The following is a 19,693-nucleotide window of genomic DNA, read 5'->3' as shown; positions in this document are numbered from 1 at the left end:
GCCAGGACCAGGCCGGTGTCGATGCCGGCCGGGACCTTGACGGAGGCGGTGTGCCGCCAGGTGCCGACCGGGTCCGACCAGGCCTCCACCGTGAAGGTCCAGTGGCCGGGCCCGCCCGGCGTCACGGTGGCCCCCCAGCGGTCGGTGCCGGGAGCGAGTTCGCGCATCGGGGTCCAGGGGCCCGGCCGGCCCTCCGGATCGCGCAGCACGACGTTCGCGGCGACGGCGTCGTGCCCCTCGCGGAACACGGTGGCCGACACCTCGAACGCCTCGCCGGTCACGGCCTTGGCGGGCCGGCGCCCGTGCTGGACCACGGGGCGCACGTCGAGGACGGGGATGCGCCCGACCGCCGTGGACCCGGCCCCGGCGGGGCGCTGCTGGGGCGGGCCGGGTTCGCGGCGGTTCTCCGCGGGCTTCCCGGCTCTGCGGCCCGAGGCCTTCGTGCCGGCTGTCCTGCTGGTCGGTGGTGGCGACGAGTGGTGCTTGGCGGGCATGACCGCTCCTGTCCGCGTCAACGTGGTCGTGGGCGGATGAACATGGGGAGGTGGGTCCTGCGTCGGTGCTGTGGGGCGTACCGGGGGGAGCCTTCCCACCCGCATCGGGTGGGCAATCCGGCACTCTGTTAACTACTCGCGCGTACGTCTACGTTCAAGACCGGTCCTGTTGTCCGGGTGCCCGCCGACGGCGGCTCCACGCCCCCGGCACCCCGCCCTGTGACCCCCGCGCGCCCCGACACCCGTCCCGGTACGTCCCCACCGACCCCCCGGTAACCACTACCGTCGGCAGGGACGACGAGACGTACAGCGCCGTGCGTCTCACACCACGCAACGCGTCCGAGGTGAGATGTGAAGGCGATCCGTCGGTTCACCGTCCGTCCCGTTCTCCCCGAACCCCTCCGGCCGCTGAGCGACCTGGCGCGCAATCTGCGCTGGTCCTGGCATGCGGAAACGCGCGACCTGTTCCAGTCCGTCGACCCCGAACGCTGGGCGGCGGCCAAGGGCGACCCGGTGCGCCTCCTGGGCGGCGTGCGCCCGGCCCGGCTGGCCGAGCTGGCCGGCGACCGGCGCTTCCTGCGCCGCCTGACCGCGGTCGCGGACGACCTCGGCGACTACCTGACCGGCGACCGCTGGTACCAGCACCAGGGTGACGGAGTGCCGGCCGCCGTCGCCTACTTCTCCCCGGAGTTCGGCATCACGGCCGCGCTGCCCCAGTACTCCGGCGGCCTCGGCATCCTCGCCGGCGACCACCTCAAGGCGGCCAGCGACCTCGGGGTGCCGCTGATCGGGGTGGGGCTGCTCTACCGGCACGGCTACTTCCGCCAGAGCCTGTCCCGGGACGGCTGGCAGCAGGAGCACTACCCGGTGCTCGACCCGCACGAACTGCCCGTCACCCAGGTGAAGGAGGCCGACGGCACCCCGGCGGGGGTCTCGCTCGCGCTGCCCGGGGGCCGCGCGCTGCACGCCCGGATCTGGCTGGCGCAGGTCGGCAGGGTGCCGCTGCTGATGCTCGACTCGGACGTGGAGGAGAACGACCTCGGCGAACGCGGGGTGACCGACCGGTTGTACGGCGGTGGCAGTGAGCACCGGCTGCTGCAGGAGATGCTCCTCGGCATAGGAGGGGTCCGGGCCGTGCGCACCTTCTGCCGGCTCACCGGCCACCCGGACCCCGAGGTGTTCCACACCAACGAGGGACACGCGGGGTTCCTCGGTCTCGAACGGATCGCCGAACTGTGCGCGCGGGGCTCCGGTTTCGACGCGGCGCTGGAGGCGGTGCGGGGCGGCACCGTGTTCACGACCCACACCCCGGTGCCGGCCGGGATCGACCGGTTCGACCGGGAGCTGGTCGCCCGGCACTTCGGCCCGGACTCCGAACTCCCCGGCATCGACGTGCAGCGTGTCCTGGCCCTCGGCATGGAGACCTACCCGGGCGGCGAGCCGAACCTGTTCAACATGGCCGTCATGGGACTCCGGCTGGCCCAGCGCGCCAACGGGGTGTCCCTGCTCCACGGGCAGGTCAGCCGGGAGATGTTCGCGGGCCTGTGGCCGGGGTTCGACGCCGAAGAGGTGCCGATCACCTCCGTGACCAACGGGGTGCACGCCCCGACCTGGGTGGCCCCGGAGGTGCTCCGGCTCGGCGCCCGGCAGATCGGCTCCCAGCGGGCCGAGGACGCGCTGACCGTCGGCGGCTCCGAGCGCTGGGACTCGGTGGCGGACATCGCGGACCAGGACATCTGGGAGCTGCGCCGCACCCTGCGCGAACAGCTCGTGTTCGAGGTGCGGGAGCGGCTGCGCGCCTCCTGGCGGCAGCGCGGGGCCGGGGACGCGGAGCTGGGCTGGATCGACGGCGTCCTCGATCCCGACGTGCTCACCATCGGGTTCGCCCGGCGCGTCCCGTCGTACAAGCGCCTGACCCTCATGCTGCGCGACCGCGACCGGCTGACGGAACTGCTGCTGCACCCGGAGCGGCCGATCCAGATCGTCGTGGCGGGCAAGGCGCACCCGGCGGACGACAGCGGCAAGCGGCTGGTGCAGGAGCTGGTGCGGTTCGCCGACGACCCGCGCGTGCGCCACCGCCTCGTCTTCCTGCCCGACTACGGCATGGCGATGGCGCAGAAGCTCTATCCCGGCTGCGACGTCTGGCTGAACAACCCCCTGCGCCCGCTGGAGGCCTGCGGCACCTCCGGGATGAAGGCGGCGCTCAACGGCTGCCTCAACCTGTCCGTGCTGGACGGCTGGTGGGACGAGTGGTTCCAGCCGGACTTCGGCTGGGCCGTCCCGACCGCGGACGGCGCCGGCACCGACCCCGACCGCCGTGACGACATCGAGGCCGCCGCCCTCTACGACCTGCTGGAACGGCGGGTGACCCCGCGCTTCTACGAGCGTGGCCGGGGCGGGCTGCCCGACCGCTGGATCGAGATGGTCCGCCGCACCCTCGGCCGGCTCGGCCCGAAGGTGCTGGCGGGGCGCATGGTGCGGGAGTACGTCGACCGTCTGTACGCCCCCGCCGCTCAGGCGCACCGCGCGCTCGACCCGGACACGGCCCGTGAACTGGCCGCCTGGAAGGCCAGGGTGCGGGCCGCGTGGCCCGGGGTGAGCGTGGACCACGTGGAGACGACGGCCACGACGGCCACCGCGGAACTGGGCACGAGCGTCGGGCTGCGGGTGCGGGTGGGGCTGGGCGAGCTGGAGCCGGAAGACGTGGAGGTGCAGGTGGTCTCGGGCCGGGTGGACGCGGAGGACCGCATCACCGAGGCCACGGCGGTCCCGCTGAAGCCGACCGGAGCCCCCGACCTGGAGGGCCGCCGGATCTACGAGGGCCCGCTCTCCCTGGACCGCACCGGCCCCTACGGCTACACCGTGCGCATCCTCCCGGCCCACCGTCTCCTCACCTCGGCGGCCGAGCTGGGCCTGGTGACGGTGCCCTCGCAGGACATGGCGGAGGGAGCGGGGGTGCTGCTGCGCTGAGGACGCGCGATCCGGCGGTCGGTGCGTCGCTCAGGCCTCGTCGTACTCGGCGCACAGCCGCTTCAGGACGGTGCCGCAGCGGCGTGCGTAGGCGTGCTGGAAGCCCCGGGTGGCGGGGCCTCCGGCACGGGCGTACCACTTCTGGGGGCGGCTGAAGGCGGCAACGGTCAGCCACACCGTGCCGTCACCCGTCCGGTCGACCACGAAGGCCTCCTCGCCGCACTCGGGGTGGCCTTCGAGGGTGCCGTAGGCCCAGCCCGCGCGGCGGGGTTCCGCGGCGGTCCAGATGACACGGCAGGGGGCCTTGATGACGCCGGCCAGGGTGACCGTGACGTCCACACCGGGGGCGGCGCGGTCGGCGCCGGCGTCGATGCCGACGCCCATGGCGCGGTGCATCTCCCAGGTGAGGACCGCCTCGGCGGCCCGGCTGAAGACCGCCGTCCCCTCGCCGAGGCGGGTGCGGACGAGCATCGGGCGGAAGCCGGGCGGGCAGACGGTCAGGTCGTCGCGGGTCGCGCCGACCGGCTCGTAGGTGAAGGGCGCCTGGGACATGGTTCACCAGGGTAGGGCGGGACCCCGGGCGACCGCCGACCGGGTGCCGCCCGGGGGGCGAACCCGCCGGGTCGTGCCCGGTGCCCGGCACCGGAACCGCCGGCTCGGGGAACAACGGCCTCCGGGCACGGGGCCGGGGCGAACGGGGAAGGGCGGTACCGGGGTCTCCACCCCGGTACCGCCCTGGTTCGCCGGGGTACGACTAGCTGACGTTGACCGCCGACCAGGCCGAGGCCACCGCCTTGTACTCGGTGCTGCCCGAGCCGTACAGGGCGGACGCCGCGCTGAGGGTCGCCGTGCGGGCGCCCTTGTAGTTCGTGGTCGACGTCATGTACGAGGTGAGCGCCTTGTACCAGATCTGCAGCGCCTTGGCGCGGCCGATGCCGGTGACGGTGGAGCCGTTGTAGGTGGGCGAGTTGTACGTCACGCCGTTGATCGTCTTCGAGCCGCTGCCCTCGGACAGCAGGTAGAAGAAGTGGTTGGCGACACCGGACGAGTAGTGCACGTTCTTGTTGCCCACGGAGGAGGACCAGTAGTCGGCGGAGGCGCCGTCCTTGCTGGGCTTGTCCATGTAGCGCAGCGGGGTGCCGTCGCCGTTGATGTCGATCTTCTCTCCGATGAGGTAGTCGCCCTTGTCGGAGGAGTTGTTGGCGAAGAACTCCACGCCGGTGCCGAAGATGTCGCTGGTGGCCTCGTTCAGGCCGCCGGACTCGCCGCTGTAGCGAAGGCCCGCGGTGTTGGAGGTGACGCCGTGGCTCATCTCGTGGCCGGCGACGTCGAGCGAGGTCAGCGGGTGGGTGTTGCCGGAGCCGTCGCCGTAGGTCATGCAGAAGCAGCTGTCGTCCCAGAAGGCGTTCACGTACGAGTTGCCGTAGTGGACGCGGGAGTAGGCGCCGACGCCGTTGTTCTTGATGCCGCTGCGGCCGAAGGTGCTCTTGTAGAAGTCCCAGGTCTCCTGCGCGCCGTAGGCGGCGTCGGCGGCGGCCGTCTGGTCCGAGGACGAGCTGGAGGCCCTGCCGGTGCCCCAGACGTTGTCGGCGTCGGTGAACAGGGAGCCGGTACCGGACGTCCGGTGGGCCAGGTTGTACGTCTTGTGGCCGCCGCGCGTGGTGTCGTAGAGCTGGTACGTCGAGCCCGACAGGTTGGTGGTGAGGCCGACGCTGCCGGAGTACAGGGTCTTGCCGGTGCCGGCCGCGTTCTCGATGCCCTGGTACTCGAACAGCTTCTTGCCCGTGGCCGCGTCGGTGATGACGTGGAGCTGGTTCGGGGTGCCGTCTTCCTGGAGGCCGCCGACGACCGTCTCGTAGGCGAGGACGGGCGTGCCGGAGCCGGCCCAGATCACCTTGCGCGCGCCGTCCGCCGCGGTCTTGGCGGAGCCCAGGGTGGCGGCGGCGCCCACGGCCTGCTTCTCCGCCGTGGCGGCGGTGATCCGGGGCTTGAGCGAGGCCACCTTCACGGCCGACTTGGCGCCGCGGGTGACGCCCTCGGCCTTGCCGGACCTGGCGGTGTGGACGATGAGGTCGCCGCCGAGGACGGGCAGTCCGGCGTAGGTGCGCTCGTAGCGGGTGTGCAGGGTGCCGTCGGTGTCCTTGACGACGTCCTTGACGACCAGCTTCTCCTTGGCACCGAGGCCTATCTTCCGCGCGGTGTCCGCGGTGTCGGCCTGCGCCTGCTGGATCAGCGAGGTGCGGGCCGCGGCGGAAAGCTGGGTCGGGGCGGCCGCGAGCGGCTTCGCGGCGGCGGCCTCGGCCGCGTTCTGGGCGCTGGCACTGGTGGTCAGACCAGTGGAAAGCAGGGCTCCGGCGGCGACCGCGGTGGCGACGGCCAGAGTGGTGCGATGACGGCGCGCGTAGAGGGGGCTCACAGAAGTTCCTTCTCGTGGGGGAGTCCGGTCAGCGTGGGGTCACTGTCCGGGGGTGGTGCTGGGAAATTGCTGTGCTGCTGCGGCGGTGAGGGAAGAGTGGCATCAGTGGTGCGTACATGTCATGACCCTGAGGTGATGTTGACTCGAAACCACCTGTCCGATAATCGTTTCGGCAAGGTAAACGGGCGCCGCCCGAGGGGATGAACCCCCGGACGGCGCCCTGTTTCCGGGCTCGTCGTGAGCGGTTTACGGGAAGGTCAGCTTCCAGCTGTTGATCTGGCCCGTGTCATACCTGGCCTGATCCTGCACCTTCAACTTCCAGGTTCCGTTGGCCGATTCGGAGGAGGCGTTGGCCGTGTAGGTCGCCTGGACGTCGTCCGCGGAGTCGGAGGACGAGAAGTTCTTCAGGCGGTACGAGGCTCCCGACGGGCCGACCAGGTCGATCACCAGGTCGCCGCGCCAGGTGTGCGTGATGTCCACGCTCACCTGGAGGTTGCTCGGCGCGTTCCCGCTCCGGCCGGAGACGGTGATGCTCGAGGTCACGGCCGGGCCGTTGTCCGGGATCGACACCGGGGTGGTGTTCTCGTACGAGGTGCCGCCGCTGCCGCCGGAGCGCGAACCGACCGCCACGCCCGCCCAGGCGTCCTGCACGGCCTTGTACTCGGCGCTGGTGGTGCCGTACAGCTCGCCGGCCGCAGCGAGCGTGCCGGTGCGCGCGCCCGCGTAGTTGGTGGTCGAGGTCCACTTGGTGGTCAGCGCCCGGTACCAGATCTGCAGGGCCTTGTCCCGGCCGATGCCGGTGACCGGAAGGCCGTCGGCGGTCGGCGAGTTGTAGCTGACACCGTCGATCACCTTGCTGCCGCTGCCCTCGCTCAGCAGGTAGAAGAAGTGGTTGGCCGGCCCGGACGAGTAGTGGACGTCGACGCCGCCGATCCCCGAGTACCAGTTGTCCTTGGACGCGCCGTCCTTGCTGGGCTTGTCCATGTAGCGCAGCGGGGTGCCGTCGCCGTTGATGTCGATCTTCTCTCCGATGAGGTAGTCGCCCTTGTCGGAGGAGTTGTCGGCGAAGAACTCCACGCCGGTGCCGAAGATGTCGCTGGTGGCCTCGTTCAGGCCGCCGGACTCGCCGCTGTAGTTCAGGTTCGCGGTGTTGGAGGTGACGCCGTGGCTCATCTCGTGGCCGGCGACGTCGAGCGACGTCAGCGGGTCGGCGTTGCCGGAGCCGTCGCCGTAGGTCATGCAGAAGCAGCTGTCGCTCCAGAAGGCGTTCACGTACGAGTTGCCGTAGTGGACGCGGGAGTAGGCGCCGACGCCGTTGTTCTTGATGCCGCTGCGGCCGAAGGTGCTCTTGTAGAAGTCCCAGGTGACCGCGGCGCCGTAGTGCGCGTCCGCGCCCGCGGTGGCGGCGCTGGACGTGGTGCCGTTGCCCCAGGTGTCGTTGGTCTGGGAGAACAGCGTGCCGGTGCCCGAGCTGCCGTGGTTCAGGTTGTACGTCTTGTGGCCGCCGCGGGCCCCGTCGGTCAGCGTGTAGTTCGAGCCCGACTGGGTCGTGGTCAGCGTGACCTGGCCGCTGTACTGGGTGTTGCCGACGCCGTTCTTGATGCCCTGGTACTCGAACAGCTTCTTGCCCGTGGCCGCGTCGGTGATGACGTGGAGCTCGTTCGGGGTGCCGTCGTCCTGGAGGCCGCCGACGACCGTCTCGTAGGCGAGGACGGGCGTGCCGGAGCCGGCCCAGACGACCTTGCGCACGCTGTCCGCGGCCGACCTGGTGCCGCCGAGGGTCCTGGCCCGCTGCACGGCCTGCTGCTCGGCCGCGGCCTTCGACACGGCCGGGGTGAGGTCCGCGATCCTCAGTGTGGCCCGGTTGGCCTTGACGACCGACTTCGTGGCACCGGACCCGGCGGTCTCGACGACGAGGTCGCCGCCGAGGACGGGCAGTCCGGCGTAGGTGCGCTCGTAGCGGGTGTGCAGGGTCCCGTCGGCGTCCTTGACGACGTCCTTGACGACCAGCTTCTCCTTGGCGCCCAGGCCGATCGCCCTGGCCGTCGCGGCCCGCTGGGCGTCGGCGTGCCGGATCAGCTCGGCGCGCTGCGGCGGTGTGAGCCCGAGGGCCACATGGGCGGGATCGACCTTGCCCGGCCGCGGCGCGGCGGGGGCGGCGGCCGCGGCTCCGGACTGGACGGCCGCGGCGATCAGGGCGGCGACGCCCGCGAGGGCGACGGTGGCGGTGCGGTGGTGCCCGGTGTGGGAGGTGCGTCTGCGAGAGGTGCTGCTCACACTGACTCCTTCTGCATGACCGCGGGTCGCGCGGCCAGGGGAGACCGGACGGTGGGTTGGGGCGTCCGGGCAGAACAGGCTGTTACGCGGAACCACGTGCAGGTGCACGGCGGGCTCACCCGGTGCGTGCGAAGTTGTGGGTTCGCTGTGAGCCGACCGTTGTCGAGCGTGACAGGGAATCACGCCACCTGTCAGGACCACGTCACGAACTTGGCCGGAAATCGAACGTAGTTCGGATATTGGTGTTCGGTATACGAACCGTTGGCCGCGGCGCGGGACACCGTCCGTCCGCGCCCGGCCGGATCAGCCCGCCGTGCCGTCCCCGTGCCAGGTCCGCCACAGCGAGGCGTACGCCCCGTCGGCCCGCACCAGTTCCTCGTGCGTGCCCAGCTCGGTGAGCCGGCCGTCCTCCATCACGGCCACCCGGTCCGCGTCGTGCGCGGTGTGCAGGCGGTGGGCGATGGCGATGACGGTACGGGACTTGAGGACCGCGGCCAGGGCGCGTTCGGCGTGGCGGGCCGTGGTGGGGTCGAGCAGGGCCGTGGCCTCGTCGAGGATCAGGGTGTGGGGGTCGGCCAGCACCACGCGGGCCAGGGCCAGTTGCTGGGCCTGGGAACCGTCGGTGGAGTGGCCGTTCGGGCCGAGCACGGTGTCGAGCGAGGAGGGCAGGGCGCGCACCCAGTCGGCGGCGCCCACCGCCGTCAGCGCCGCCCACAGCGCGTCGTCCGTGGCGGCCGGCCCGGCGATCAGCAGGTTGTCGCGGACCGTGCCGAGGAACACGTGGTGCTCCTGCGTGACCAGGACGACCTGGCGGCGCAGCAGTTCCGGTTCCAGCGACGCGACGGGCACCCCGCCGACCGTCACCGAGCCCGCCCCGGGGGTGTCGATGCCCGCGAGGAGCCTGCTGAGGGTCGTCTTCCCGGCGCCGGACGGGCCCACCACGGCCAGCCGTTCGCCCGGACGCACGGTCAGGTCCACCCCGCGCAGCACCTCGTCGCCGCGCTCGTAGGCGTAGCGCACCCCGCGCACGTCGATCCGGTCGTCCTCCGGGGCCGGGCAGGCGCCCTGCGGACCCGTACGGGGAGCCCGTGCCAGACCCTCCACCCGGGCGAACGAGGCCCCGCTGCTCTGCAGTTCCTCGACCCGCATCAGGATCTGGTCCAGCGGCTCCGTGAACTGCCGCAGGTACAGGGCCGCCGCCACCACCGCGCCGACCCCCACCGCACCGCGCTGGTGCAGCCAGCCACCGAGCAGCAGCACGGCCACCACGGGGACGGTGTACGTCACCTCGACCGCCGGGAAGAAGACGGTCCGCAGGTGGAGGGTGTGGAAGCGGGTCCGGCGGGACCGCTCCAGCGCGTCCCGGCTCGCGGTGATCCGCCGCCCGCGCAGCCGGAACGCCTCGACCGTGCGCGCCCCCGCCGCCGTCGACGCCACGATCTCGGCCACCTCGGAGTTGGCCGCGCCCTCGGCGAGGTACCCGTCCCGGGCCCGGCGCAGATACCAGCGCAGCGCCACCCAGATGGGCGTCAGGCACACCACGCCGATCAGGCCCAGCAGCGGATCGAGCGCGAACACCGCGCCGAGCACGAACAGCGCCTGCACGGTGCTGACGAGCAGTTCCGGTCCGACGTCCCGCAGGGTGGTGCCGACCGTCGCCACATCGGCGGTGCCGCGCGCGGTCAGATCCCCGGTGCCGGCCCGCTCCACCGCGGACGAGGGCAGGGCCAGCACTCGCTCGACGTACTCCTCGCGCACCCGGGCCAGCGTCCGCTCCCCGAACCGGTGCCCCACGTACCGCGCCCAGCGCGCCAGCAGCAGCTGGGCGAGCGCGCAGAGCAGGATCAGCAGCGCCGGCCCGTCCACCGCCTCGACCCCGTGTCCGGCCCGCACCTCGTCGATGATCCGCCCGACCAGCCACGGCCCGGCCAGTCCCGCCCCGGCCGCCAGCGCGTTGAGCACCAGCGCGGCGGCGAACGCCCGCCCGTCGGCCCGTACCAGCCGTACGGTCGCCCGCCGTACCCCGGCCCGGTCCGCGACCGGAAGCAGCCCCTCGCCCGCCGTCACCGTACGGCCTCCTCGGTGTCCTTGGTGTCCTTGGTGTCCTCGGTGTCCTCGGTGGTCCCACCGTCCTCGACGTCGCGTGCCACCAGCGCCCGGTAGCCCGGCTCCTCGGCCAGCAGGCGCCGGTGCGGGCCGCTCGCCGCCACCTTGCCGTCGACCAGGAACAGCACCGTGTCGGCGCGGTCCAGCACCAGCGGCGAGGTGCTCGTCAGCACCGTCGTGCGGCCCTCGCGCGCCTCCCGCAGCCGCTCGGCGACCGTGGCCTCCGTGTGCGCGTCCAGTGCCGAGGTCGGCTCCACGGCGAGCAGCACCTCGGGGTCGGCCAGCAGCGCCCGCACCAGCCGGATCCGCTGCCGCTGGCCGCCGGAGAGGCTGCGGCCCTGACCGGCGACCGCCGAGTCCGGACCCTCCGGCAGCCCCCGTACGACGTCCTCGGCGGCGGCCGCGTACACGGCCCGGCGCAGCGCGGCCCCGCCGGCCGGCTCCGCCGCGGCCACCATCTCCCTGAGCGGCCCGGCGAACAGGTCCGCCTCGTTGTCGGCGACCAGGATCCGCGACCGCACCTCGGCCAGCGGCACCGCGTCCAGCCGCACCCCGCCCCAGGTGGCGTCGGTCGCCCCGTACCGGCCGAGACGGTCCACCACCGCCGCCGTCTCGGCGGGACGCGCGGCGGTCAGCGCGACCAGCCGGCCGGCCGGCACCCGCACCCCGGACGCCGGGTCGCGCAATTCGGCCGGCCCGTCCGGCGCGGGCAGCGAGCCCTCGTCCGGCTCCGGCTCCAGCCGCAGCAGTGCCACCACCCGGCGGGCCGCCACCACGCCCCGGTTCAACTGGTAGGTCAGCTCGATGAAGAACGCCACCGGCACGATCAGCACCGCGACATAGCCGTAGACCGACACCAGCTCACCGATGCTGATGCCACCCTCCGCCGCCTGCCGCGCCGCGAGCCAGGTGACCACCGCCAGGAACAGCGTCGGCACGCCCATGCCCAGCGCCTGCACCCAGCTCGCCACCGCCCCCACCCGGTACCCCTGGGCGCGCAGCCGCTGCGAGTCCCGGCGGAAGGCGTCGGCGAACAGCCCCTTGCCACCGAAGCCGTTGAGGACCCGCAGCCCGCCCGCGAGATCCCCGATGCGGGCCGCCAGCACGCCCTGGCGCTCCCGGTACTCGCTCTCCGCGCCCTGCAGCCGCACGGTCAGCGGCCCGGTGAGCAGCCCGATCACCGGCACCCCGAGCAGCACCACGGCGGCTATCGGCGCCGAGATGGACAGCAGCACGCCGGCCACCACCACGTAGACCACCAGCGAGCCCACCCCGGGACCGACCACGGTCAGCGCCGTCGCGATGGTCTGCACGTCACCGACTCCGATGGTGACGACCTCCCCGGCGCCCGCCCGGCGCGGCAGCGCCGCCCCCAGCCGGGCCGCGTGCTCCACGACCAGCTTCACCGTGCGGAAGTTGGCGTCCATGCGGACCCGGGTCATGGTGCGGTGCCGCATGATGCTCACCCAGGCGTTCAGCGCGCCGACCACCAGCATCACACCGGCCCACCCGGCCAGCACCCCCGTCCGGCCCGGCAGCAGACCGTCGTCCACCGCCCGTGCCATCAGATACGGCTGGGCCGCCATCAGCACCATCCAGGTGCTGCCCAGCAGTGCGCCCACCAGCGACCGTGCCTGCTGGCGCAGCACCAGCCAGCCCAGGTAGTGCCAGCCGCCGCGGACGTCGGGCGTGCCCGGATCCTCGTACGCGTCGATCAACCTGCCGCCCCCGTCCTGTCCGTCGCGCTACGCGAGACTGTCCCGCCACGCCCTGTGCAGATCCGCGAACCTGCCGGTGCCCGCGATGAGTTCGTCCGGGCTGCCGTCCTCGACGATCCGGCCGTGCTCCATCACCAGCACCCGGTCGGCGATCTCCACGGTCGACAGCCGGTGCGCGATCACCACGGCGGTACGGCCGCGCAGCACGGTGGCCATGGCCCGTTGCACGGCACGCTCACCCGGGACGTCCAGGGAACTGGTCGCCTCGTCCAGGATCAGCACCGCAGGATCGGCCAGGAGGGCGCGGGCGAACGCGACGAGCTGGCGCTGCCCCGCCGAGATGCGGCCACCGCGCTTGCGGACGTCCGTGTCGTAGCCGTCGGGCAGCGCGTCGATGAACTCGTGCGCGCCGATCGCCTTCGCGGCCCGCTCGATGTCCTCCCGCGTGGCATCGGGCCGGCCGATCGCGATGTTGTCCGCCACCGTCCCGGAGAACAGGAACGCCTCCTGCGTCACCATGACCACCCCGCTCCGCAGCTCGGCCGTGCCCAGCTCGCGCAGGTCGACGCCGTCGAGCAGCACCCGCCCGCCGGACGGGTCGTAGAACCGGGCGAGCAGCTTGGCCAGCGTCGACTTGCCGGCGCCCGTGGAGCCGACGACCGCCACGGTCTGCCCGGCCGGGAGCGTCAGGTCGAAGCGGGGCAGCACCTCCCCGCCGGTGCGGTAGGCGAAGCGGACGCCGTCGAAGACCACCTCGCGGCCCGGGAACCCATCGTCGGACGAGGGCAGTTCGCGCGGCACCGACGGCTCCGGCACCGACGGCGTCTGCGCCAGCAGCCCGGCGATCTTCTCCAGGGAGGCGGCCGCCGACTGGTAGGAGTTCAGGAACATGCCGAGCCGGTCGATCGGGTCGTACAGCCGCCGCAGGTACAGCACGGCCGCCGCCAGCACTCCCAGCTCCAGCGTGCCGGACGCCACCCGGTAGGCACCCCACAGCACGATCCCGGCGACCGCCGTGTTGGCCACCAGACGGGAGCCCACCACGTACCGGGCCATCTCCAGCAGGGTGTCGCCGTTGGTGCGCTCGTGCCGCTGGTTCAGCACGGCGAACTCGGCGTCGTTCGCGGCCTCCCGGCGGAAGGCGCGCACCGGCCGGATGCCGTTCATCGTCTCCACGAACTTCACGATCACCGCGGCGATCGCCGTGGACCGGGCCCGGTACACCCGTCCCGCGCGCCGCTGGTACCTCCGCACCAGCAGGTACAGCGGCACGAAGGAGGCCACCGCGACCGCGCCCAGGCCGAGATCCAGCCACAGCAGCATCGCCGAGATGTAGACGAAGGAGAGCACCACGGTCACCAGCTCCTGCAGCCCCTCGTCGAGGAGCTCGCGCAGCGATTCGACGTCCGTGGTGGAGCGGGAGATCAGGCGACCGCTCGTGTACCGCTCGTGGAAGTCGACGCTGAGGGCCTGCGCGTGCCGGAAGATCCGGCCCCGCAGATCCAGCAGCACGTTCTGGTTGACCCGCGCGGAGGCCTCGATGAACGCGAACTGCAGCCCGCCGGAGAGCAGCGCGCACAGCAGGTAGCCGGCGCCCACCGCGATCAGCGGCCCGTGGTCGTGGTCCCGGAACGCCGGCACGGCGTTGTCGATGGCGTACGCCACCAGCAGCGGACCGGTCTGCACGGCCGCCTGCTGGAGCAGCAGCAAAAGCGTGGTGACGGCGACCCGGGACCTCATGGGCGCGAGCAGGGAGCGCAGCAGCGCGGCCGTGGCACCGGGCGGGGTGGGCAGGGCGTCGTGGTCGAAGGGGTCCGGGCCCGAGGTGTCCCGGGACCGGGGCGGCCGGTCGCCGTCCTCCGTGGCCGGGGCGGCGGTCGTCGTACTGGTCATGCGTGGTCCTCCCGTTCCCCGGCCGCCGCCCCCGACATCAGGTGCGCGTACTCGGCGTTCGTGCGCAGCAGTTCCTGATGGGTGCCGACGGCGGCGATCCGGCCGCCCGACAGCAGGGCGACCCGGTCCGCGAGCAGCACCGTGGACGGCCGGTGGGCCACGATCAGCGCGGTGGTGTCGGCCAGCACCTGCCGCAGCGCGGCCTCCACGGCGGCCTCCGTGTGCACGTCCAGCGCGGACAGGGGGTCGTCCAGCACCAGGAACTCCGGCCGGCCGACCACCGCGCGGGCCAGGGCCAGCCGCTGGCGCTGCCCGCCGGACAGGCTCAGCCCCTGCTCGCCCACCCGGGTGCCGGTGCCCTCCGGCAGCCCGTGCGCGAAGTCGGCCCGGGCCACCGACAGCGCCCGGTCCAGATCCGCCTTCCCGGCACCGTCCGCCGCGCCCATCAGCACGTTCTCACCGACGGACGTCGAGAACAGCGTGGGTTCCTCGAAGGCCACGGCGACCCTGGCGCGCAGCTCCGCACGGGGCATGGCGGCGATGTCCACGCCGTTCAGGCTGATGCGTCCCGAGGTGACCTCGTGCAGCCGGGGGACGAGCGCGGTCAGGGTCGTCTTGCCGCTGCCGGTGGCCCCGACCAGGGCCATCGACTCGCCGGGACGGATGTGCAGGTCGACGCGGTCGAGCAGGGGCGGGGAGTCCGGGGGCGCGTCGGGGTAGCGGAACCGGACACCGTGGAAGCGCAGTCCGGGCTCGGCCCCGGCCCCGGCGCCGCCCGCGACCGTCCCGGAGCTCTCCGGCTCCTCGTCCATCACCTCGAAGTACCGTTCCGTTGCGCTCGCCGCCTCCTGGCTCATGGCCAGCAGGAAGCCGATGGAGTCCACCGGCCAGCGCAGGGCGAGCGCCGTGCTCAGGAACGCCACCAGCGTGCCCGCGGACAGCTCGCCGTCGGCCACCCGCAGAGCGCCGACCACCAGAGCGGCGCCGATCGCCGCCTCCGGGAGCGTCACGATGACGCCCCAGATGGTGGCCAGCAGCCGTGCCTTGCGCAGTTCCGTGCCGCGCAGCCGGCCCGACAGCTCGTGGAACGCCCGGGACTGGGCGCGGTGCCGGCCGAAGCCCTTGATGATGCGGATGCCGAGCACGCTCTCCTCGACGACCGTGGTCAGGTCGCCGACCTGGTCCTGGGCGCGCCGCGCCACCTCGGCGTAGCGCCGTTCGAAGACCACGCAGGTCCACAGCACCGGAACGGCGGGCCCGAGGACGACCAGGCCGAGCACCCAGTCCTGCATCAGCATGATCACCACACCGACGAGGATCGTCACACCGTTGACCAGCAGGAAGGTCAGCGGGAACGCCAGGAACATGCGCAGCAGCATCAGATCGGTCGTCGCCCGGGAGAGGAGCTGGCCGGACGCCCACCGGTCGTGGAAGGACACCGGCAGCCGTTGCAGCCGGCCGTACATGGCCGCCCGCAGCTCCGCCTCGACGTGCGACAGCGGCCGGGCCACCAGCCAGCGCCTCGTGCCGAACAGGACCGCCTCCGCGACGCCGAGCAGCAGCAGGCACAGCGCGCCCAGCCAGACGCCCGCCGGGGCCCGGTCGGCGACCGGGCCGTCGACCATCCACTTCAGCACCAGCGGGATCACCAGGCCCACGCAGGAGGCGACGATCGCGACGATCGCGGCCGTGAAGAGCCGAGCCCGCACGGGGCGCACGTACGGCCACAGGCGCAGCAGCGTACGGACGGCCGAGCGCTCGGGGCGGGCTTCTTCGGCGGTGGTTGCACGTGTCGTGGGCATCAGGAGCGAGCCTACGGATCGCCACTGACATCGCCCACCGAGTTTTGGCCGGAGCCGGCTCCGCCGCCGGAGCTGCGACCTGCGGTTGCGGGCGGCCGGACGAACGGGCGCCGCGCCGCCCGGCCAGGCACCGCCGGCCCGGCGGGCGCCGCGCCGGCCAGGCACCGCAGCGGCTCACCCCGCCCTGAGGAACAGCACCGACCGCGCGGGCACCGTGACCGCCGCGCCCGCCGGGTGGACCGTGCCGGGCGCCTCGGACTGCTCCTCGCGCGAGGTGTCGACCACCACCTCGTAGCGCTCCGCCCACGGCGGCCCCGGCAGCACGAAGGGAGTCGGCCGGTCGCCGGCGTGCAGGACCGCCAGGAAGCTGTCGTCCAGGACCGGTGCGCCCCGCTCGTCCCGTCCCGGGATGTCCCGACCGGACAGATACATGCCGAGCGTGGCGGCGGGGGCGTACCAGTCGCCCTCGGTCATCTCCTCGCCCCGCGGTGTGAACCAGGCCAGGTCGCGCAGCCCGGCCGCCGAGTGGGCGCGTCCGGAGAAGAAGGCACGGCGGCGCAGCACCGGATGCCGGTGGCGCAGGGCGATGAGCCGGGAGGTCAGCTCGAAGAGGGAGCGCCAGGACGGGTCGTCCCGCAGTGACCAGTCCAGCCAGCTGATCTCGTTGTCCTGGCAGTAGGCGTTGTTGTTGCCGCGCTGGGTGCGCCCCAGCTCGTCACCGGCGACCAGCATCGGCACGCCGGTGGACAGCAGCAGGGTCGTCATCAGGTTCCGCGACTGCCTGCGCCGCAGCGCCCGTACCCGCTCGTCGTCCGTCTCCCCCTCCGTCCCGCAGTTCCAGGAGCGGTTGTCGTCGGTGCCGTCCCGGTTGCCCTCCCCGTTGGCCGCGTTGTGCTTGCCGCCGTACGACACCAGGTCGCGCAGGGTGAAACCGTCGTGCGCGGTGACGAAGTTGACGGAGGCGTAGGGGCGCCGGCCGCCCCAGGCGTACAGGTCGCTCGAACCGGACAGGCGGTAGCCCATCTCCCGTACGTCGGGCAGCGCATGGCGCCAGAAGTCCCGCACGGTGTCCCGGTAGCGGTCGTTCCACTCGGTCCACAGCGGCGGGAAGGCGCCCACCTGGTAGCCGCCCGAACCGATGTCCCACGGCTCGGCGATCAGCTTCACGCGGCGCAGCACCGGGTCCTGGGCGATCACCGCCAGAAAGGGGGACAGCATGTCGACGTCGTGCATCGAGCGGGCGAGCGCCGCCGCGAGGTCGAAACGGAAGCCGTCCACGCCCATCTCGGTCACCCAGTAGCGCAGCGAGTCGGTGATCAGGCGCAGCACCTGGGGCTGGACCACGTGGAGGGTGTTGCCGCAGCCGGTGTAGTCGGCGTACCGGCGGGCGTCGTGCTGGAGCCGGTAGTAGCCCCGGTTGTCGATGCCCTTGAGGGAGAGCGTGGGACCCAGTTCGCCCGCCTCGGCGGTGTGGTTGTAGACCACGTCGAGGATGACCTCGATGCCGGCCGCGTGCAGCGCGCGGACCATCCGCTTGAACTCGCCGACCTGGCCGCCCGCCGTCCCCGAGGCCGCGTAGGCCGCGTGCGGGGCGAAGTAGCCGATGGAGTTGTAGCCCCAGTAGTTCCTGAGGCCCCGGCGCAGCAGATGGTCCTCGTGCGCGAAGTGGTGCACGGGGAGCAGTTCCACGGCCGTGACCCCCAGCCCGGTGAGGTGCTCGACCGCGGCCGGGTGCGCGAGCCCGGCGTAGGTGCCGCGCAGTTCCTCGGGGATGCCGGGGTGCAGCCGGGTGAAGCCGCGCACGTGCAGTTCGTAGATGACCGAGTCCGCCCACGGCGTCTTGGGCCGGCGGTCGTCGGACCAGTCGTCGTCGTCATGGACGACGACGCCCTTGGGGACGTGCGGCGCGGAGTCCCGGTCGTCCCGGACGGTGTCGGCGACATGCTGCTCCGGCCAGTCCCGGACGTGCCCGTAGACCTCCGGCGGCAGGCGGAACTCTCCGTCCACCGCGCGCGCGTACGGGTCGAGCAGCAGCTTCGCCGGGTTCCAGCGCGCGCCGGTCCAGGGGTCCCAGCGGCCCTGCACGCGGTAGCCGTAGCGCTGCCCGGGCATCACGCCGGGCACGAAGCCGTGCCAGATCTCGTGCGTCAGTTCGGTCAGCGGAACCTGGGTCTCCCGGCCCCGCTCGTCGAAGAGGCACAGCCGGACGGCCTCCGCCCCGGCCGCCCACAACGCGAAGTTGGTGCCCACGGCCCCGTCCGGGCCGGCCCGGAACCGCGCCCCCAGCGGGGTCGGCGCACCCGGCCACACGGGCGGCGCGGGCGGCACGCCGCGGCGGGCGCCGCTCACCGCGGCCGCCGGCCCTCTCCCGCCGGCCGGCTCCCCGGACCGTGCCCGCTGCTCGGCTGCGCTCGTCACCAGTCGGCCCCTCTTTCAGTGGCTCGCCCGCCGGGACGCGGCGCGCCGCGCCGAACGGCCGAGCGCGCGCGGAAGCGCACGCCCGGCCGTCCGGTGCGGCCGAGCCCCGGCGGCTCCGACGCGGGCTGGGAGGAGCCCTCCCCCGGCGGGGGAAGGCTCCCCTTCGTGCCGTCCTCCCCACTGTTCTGCCCAGCCCGGGGGTCGCACTCACGTTTCCCCGGAGCGTGCCCGCTCGTTGAGTCCCATGTGAGGCACGCACAAGGACGCGCACGGCGCGCGGGGGCCGCACTGGCCGCCGTACTGACATGGGTGGGACTGCTGGCCGGCTGCACCGCGGGCGGCTCCGGCGGTCTGGACATCGACCGGATGCTCGGCGGTCCGCCGGCCCCGAAGGACGCCATTCGGGTCACCCCGGAGGACGGCAGCACGGGCGTCCGGCCCGGGGAGCGGCTACGGGTCCGGGTGACCGACGGGCGCCTGGAGAAGGTGAGCGTCATGAGGTCCCAGGACGCACAGGACGCCCCGGTCCCCGGGCACATCACCGCCGACGGGCTGGGCTGGGAACCGGACGACGGACGGCTGGCGCTGGCCGCCAAGTACACCGTCGACGCGGTCGCCCTCGACTCCGGGGGCCACCGCTCGGCCCGGCACACCACGTTCACGACGCATGTGCCCGAGGAGCGGTTCATCGGCTACGTCACCCCCGAGAACCGGGCCACCGTCGGCATCGGGATGATCGTCTCCCTCTCCTTCAACCGGGAGATCACCGATCGCGCCGCCGTCGAGCGCGCCGTGCGCGTGACCGCGAACCCGCCGGTGGAGATCCGCCCGCACTGGTTCGGCAAGGACCGGCTCGACTTCCGTCCGGAGCGCTACTGGAAGCCCGGCACCGAGGTCACCGTCCACCTCGGGCTGAGGGACGTGGAGGGCGCGCGCGGCGTCTACGGGCTGCAGGACAAGACGTTCGCCTTCACCGTCGGCCGCGGCCAGGTCTCCCGGGTGGACGCGGCGCGGCACATGATGGAGGTGCGGCGCGACGGGCAGTTGCTGGCCACCGTGCCGATCACCGCGGGCGCCCCGAAGACCACCACGTACAACGGGAAGATGGTGGTGATGGAGATGCTCGAGGTGACCCGCATGAACAGCCGGACGGTCGGCTTCGGCGGCGAGTACGACATCCCCGACGTCCCGCACGCCATGCGGCTCACCGACTCCGGCACCTTCCTGCACGGCAACTACTGGTCCCCGGACGCCCCGGGGAGCGTGAACGTCAGCCACGGGTGCGTCGGGCTCAGGGACGTCAAGGGCGGCGGCTCGGACACGCCCGCGGGCTGGTTCTTCGACCGCAGCCTCATCGGTGACGTCGTGGAGGTCGTCAACAGCAAGGACAAAACGGTCGCTCCCGACAACGGGCTCGGTGGGTGGAACATGGCGTGGAAGCAGTGGAAAGCGGGCGGCGCCGTGAAGTGAGCCGAGCCGGCACGGGTTTCGGGTCGCACCGAGCGGTTGAAGTTGCGACGGAACGGTGACCTTCGGCCGGCTCCCCGCTCGAAATCCTGCGGTTAACATGCGCACACCAAGTGCAGTGGGGAGCGGGCC

Annotated in this window: 11 protein-coding genes; 2 read left to right on the top strand and 9 right to left on the bottom strand. The window is 72.9% G+C overall.

Translation table 11 applies throughout. The features are described 5' to 3' along the window. A partial coding sequence (locus tag MXD57_RS15710; protein ID WP_250402052.1) for a maltotransferase domain-containing protein occupies positions 1–494 on the bottom strand: 494 nt, incomplete at its 3' end. Positions 495–845: 351 nt separating this feature from the next. Here MXD57_RS15710 and MXD57_RS15705 point away from each other — a divergent pair. Next, positions 846–3,464: a glycosyltransferase family 1 protein gene (locus MXD57_RS15705; protein ID WP_250402051.1), complete on the top strand. Its 2,619-nt coding sequence runs from the start codon at positions 846–848 to the stop codon at positions 3,462–3,464. Between the two features lie 30 nt (positions 3,465–3,494). On the opposite strand, the gene MXD57_RS15700 is transcribed toward MXD57_RS15705, so the two are convergent. From MXD57_RS15700 to glgX, 8 genes are all read right to left on the bottom strand, one after another. Then, complete coding sequence (locus MXD57_RS15700; RefSeq protein WP_250402050.1) at positions 3,495–4,016, bottom strand: DUF1990 domain-containing protein; 522 nt, start codon at positions 4,014–4,016, stop codon at positions 3,495–3,497. Positions 4,017–4,218: 202 nt separating this feature from the next. Then, positions 4,219–5,880: a M4 family metallopeptidase gene (locus MXD57_RS15695; protein WP_250402049.1), complete on the bottom strand. Its 1,662-nt coding sequence runs from the start codon at positions 5,878–5,880 to the stop codon at positions 4,219–4,221. A 246-nt stretch (positions 5,881–6,126) separates the two neighbouring features. Beyond that, positions 6,127–8,157 (bottom strand): M4 family metallopeptidase, encoded by a 2,031-nt coding sequence (locus MXD57_RS15690; RefSeq protein WP_250402048.1) that lies wholly within the window; start codon positions 8,155–8,157, stop codon positions 6,127–6,129. Between the two features lie 303 nt (positions 8,158–8,460). Continuing rightward, the gene (locus tag MXD57_RS15685; RefSeq protein ID WP_250402047.1) at positions 8,461–10,224 is read right to left on the bottom strand and encodes an ABC transporter ATP-binding protein; all 1,764 of its coding nucleotides are present in this window, start codon (positions 10,222–10,224) and stop codon (positions 8,461–8,463) included. After that, the gene (locus MXD57_RS15680; RefSeq protein ID WP_250402046.1) at positions 10,221–11,981 is read right to left on the bottom strand and encodes an ABC transporter transmembrane domain-containing protein; all 1,761 of its coding nucleotides are present in this window, start codon (positions 11,979–11,981) and stop codon (positions 10,221–10,223) included. Before MXD57_RS15680 ends, MXD57_RS15685 begins: the two co-directional genes overlap by 4 nt. Positions 11,982–12,008: 27 nt before the next feature. Next, the gene (locus MXD57_RS15675; RefSeq protein WP_250402045.1) at positions 12,009–13,874 is read right to left on the bottom strand and encodes an ABC transporter ATP-binding protein; all 1,866 of its coding nucleotides are present in this window, start codon (positions 13,872–13,874) and stop codon (positions 12,009–12,011) included. After that, positions 13,871–15,676 carry an ABC transporter ATP-binding protein gene (locus MXD57_RS15670; protein ID WP_250402044.1) on the bottom strand — a complete coding sequence of 602 codons (1,806 nt, stop codon included), beginning with the start codon at positions 15,674–15,676 and terminating at the stop codon, positions 13,871–13,873. Before MXD57_RS15670 ends, MXD57_RS15675 begins: the two co-directional genes overlap by 4 nt. Positions 15,677–15,850: 174 nt before the next feature. Then, the gene (glgX, locus tag MXD57_RS15665; RefSeq protein WP_250402043.1) at positions 15,851–18,094 is read right to left on the bottom strand and encodes a glycogen debranching protein GlgX; all 2,244 of its coding nucleotides are present in this window, start codon (positions 18,092–18,094) and stop codon (positions 15,851–15,853) included. Positions 18,095–18,340: 246 nt separating this feature from the next. On the opposite strand from glgX, the gene MXD57_RS15660 reads away from it, so the two are divergent. Next, positions 18,341–19,564 (top strand): L,D-transpeptidase, encoded by a 1,224-nt coding sequence (locus MXD57_RS15660; RefSeq protein WP_250402042.1) that lies wholly within the window; start codon positions 18,341–18,343, stop codon positions 19,562–19,564. The last annotated feature ends 129 nt before the right edge of the window (positions 19,565–19,693 follow it).

Source organism: Streptomyces cellostaticus (assembly GCF_023630175.1).
Classification (GTDB): Bacteria; Actinomycetota; Actinomycetes; order Streptomycetales; family Streptomycetaceae; genus Streptomyces; species Streptomyces cellostaticus_A.
Note: the sequence above shows the minus strand (reverse complement) of the source record. Positions and strands in the feature narration are given on the sequence as shown.

What these genes read in the sequence shown, in the direction of transcription:
- MXD57_RS15700 (WP_250402050.1), bottom strand. Translation starts at nt 4,016, where the DNA reads ATGTCCCAGGCGCCCTTCACCTACGAGCCGGTCGGCGCGACCCGCGAC.
- MXD57_RS15675 (WP_250402045.1), bottom strand. Translation starts at nt 13,874, where the DNA reads ATGACCAGTACGACGACCGCCGCCCCGGCCACGGAGGACGGCGACCGG.
- MXD57_RS15670 (WP_250402044.1), bottom strand. Translation starts at nt 15,676, where the DNA reads ATGCCCACGACACGTGCAACCACCGCCGAAGAAGCCCGCCCCGAGCGC.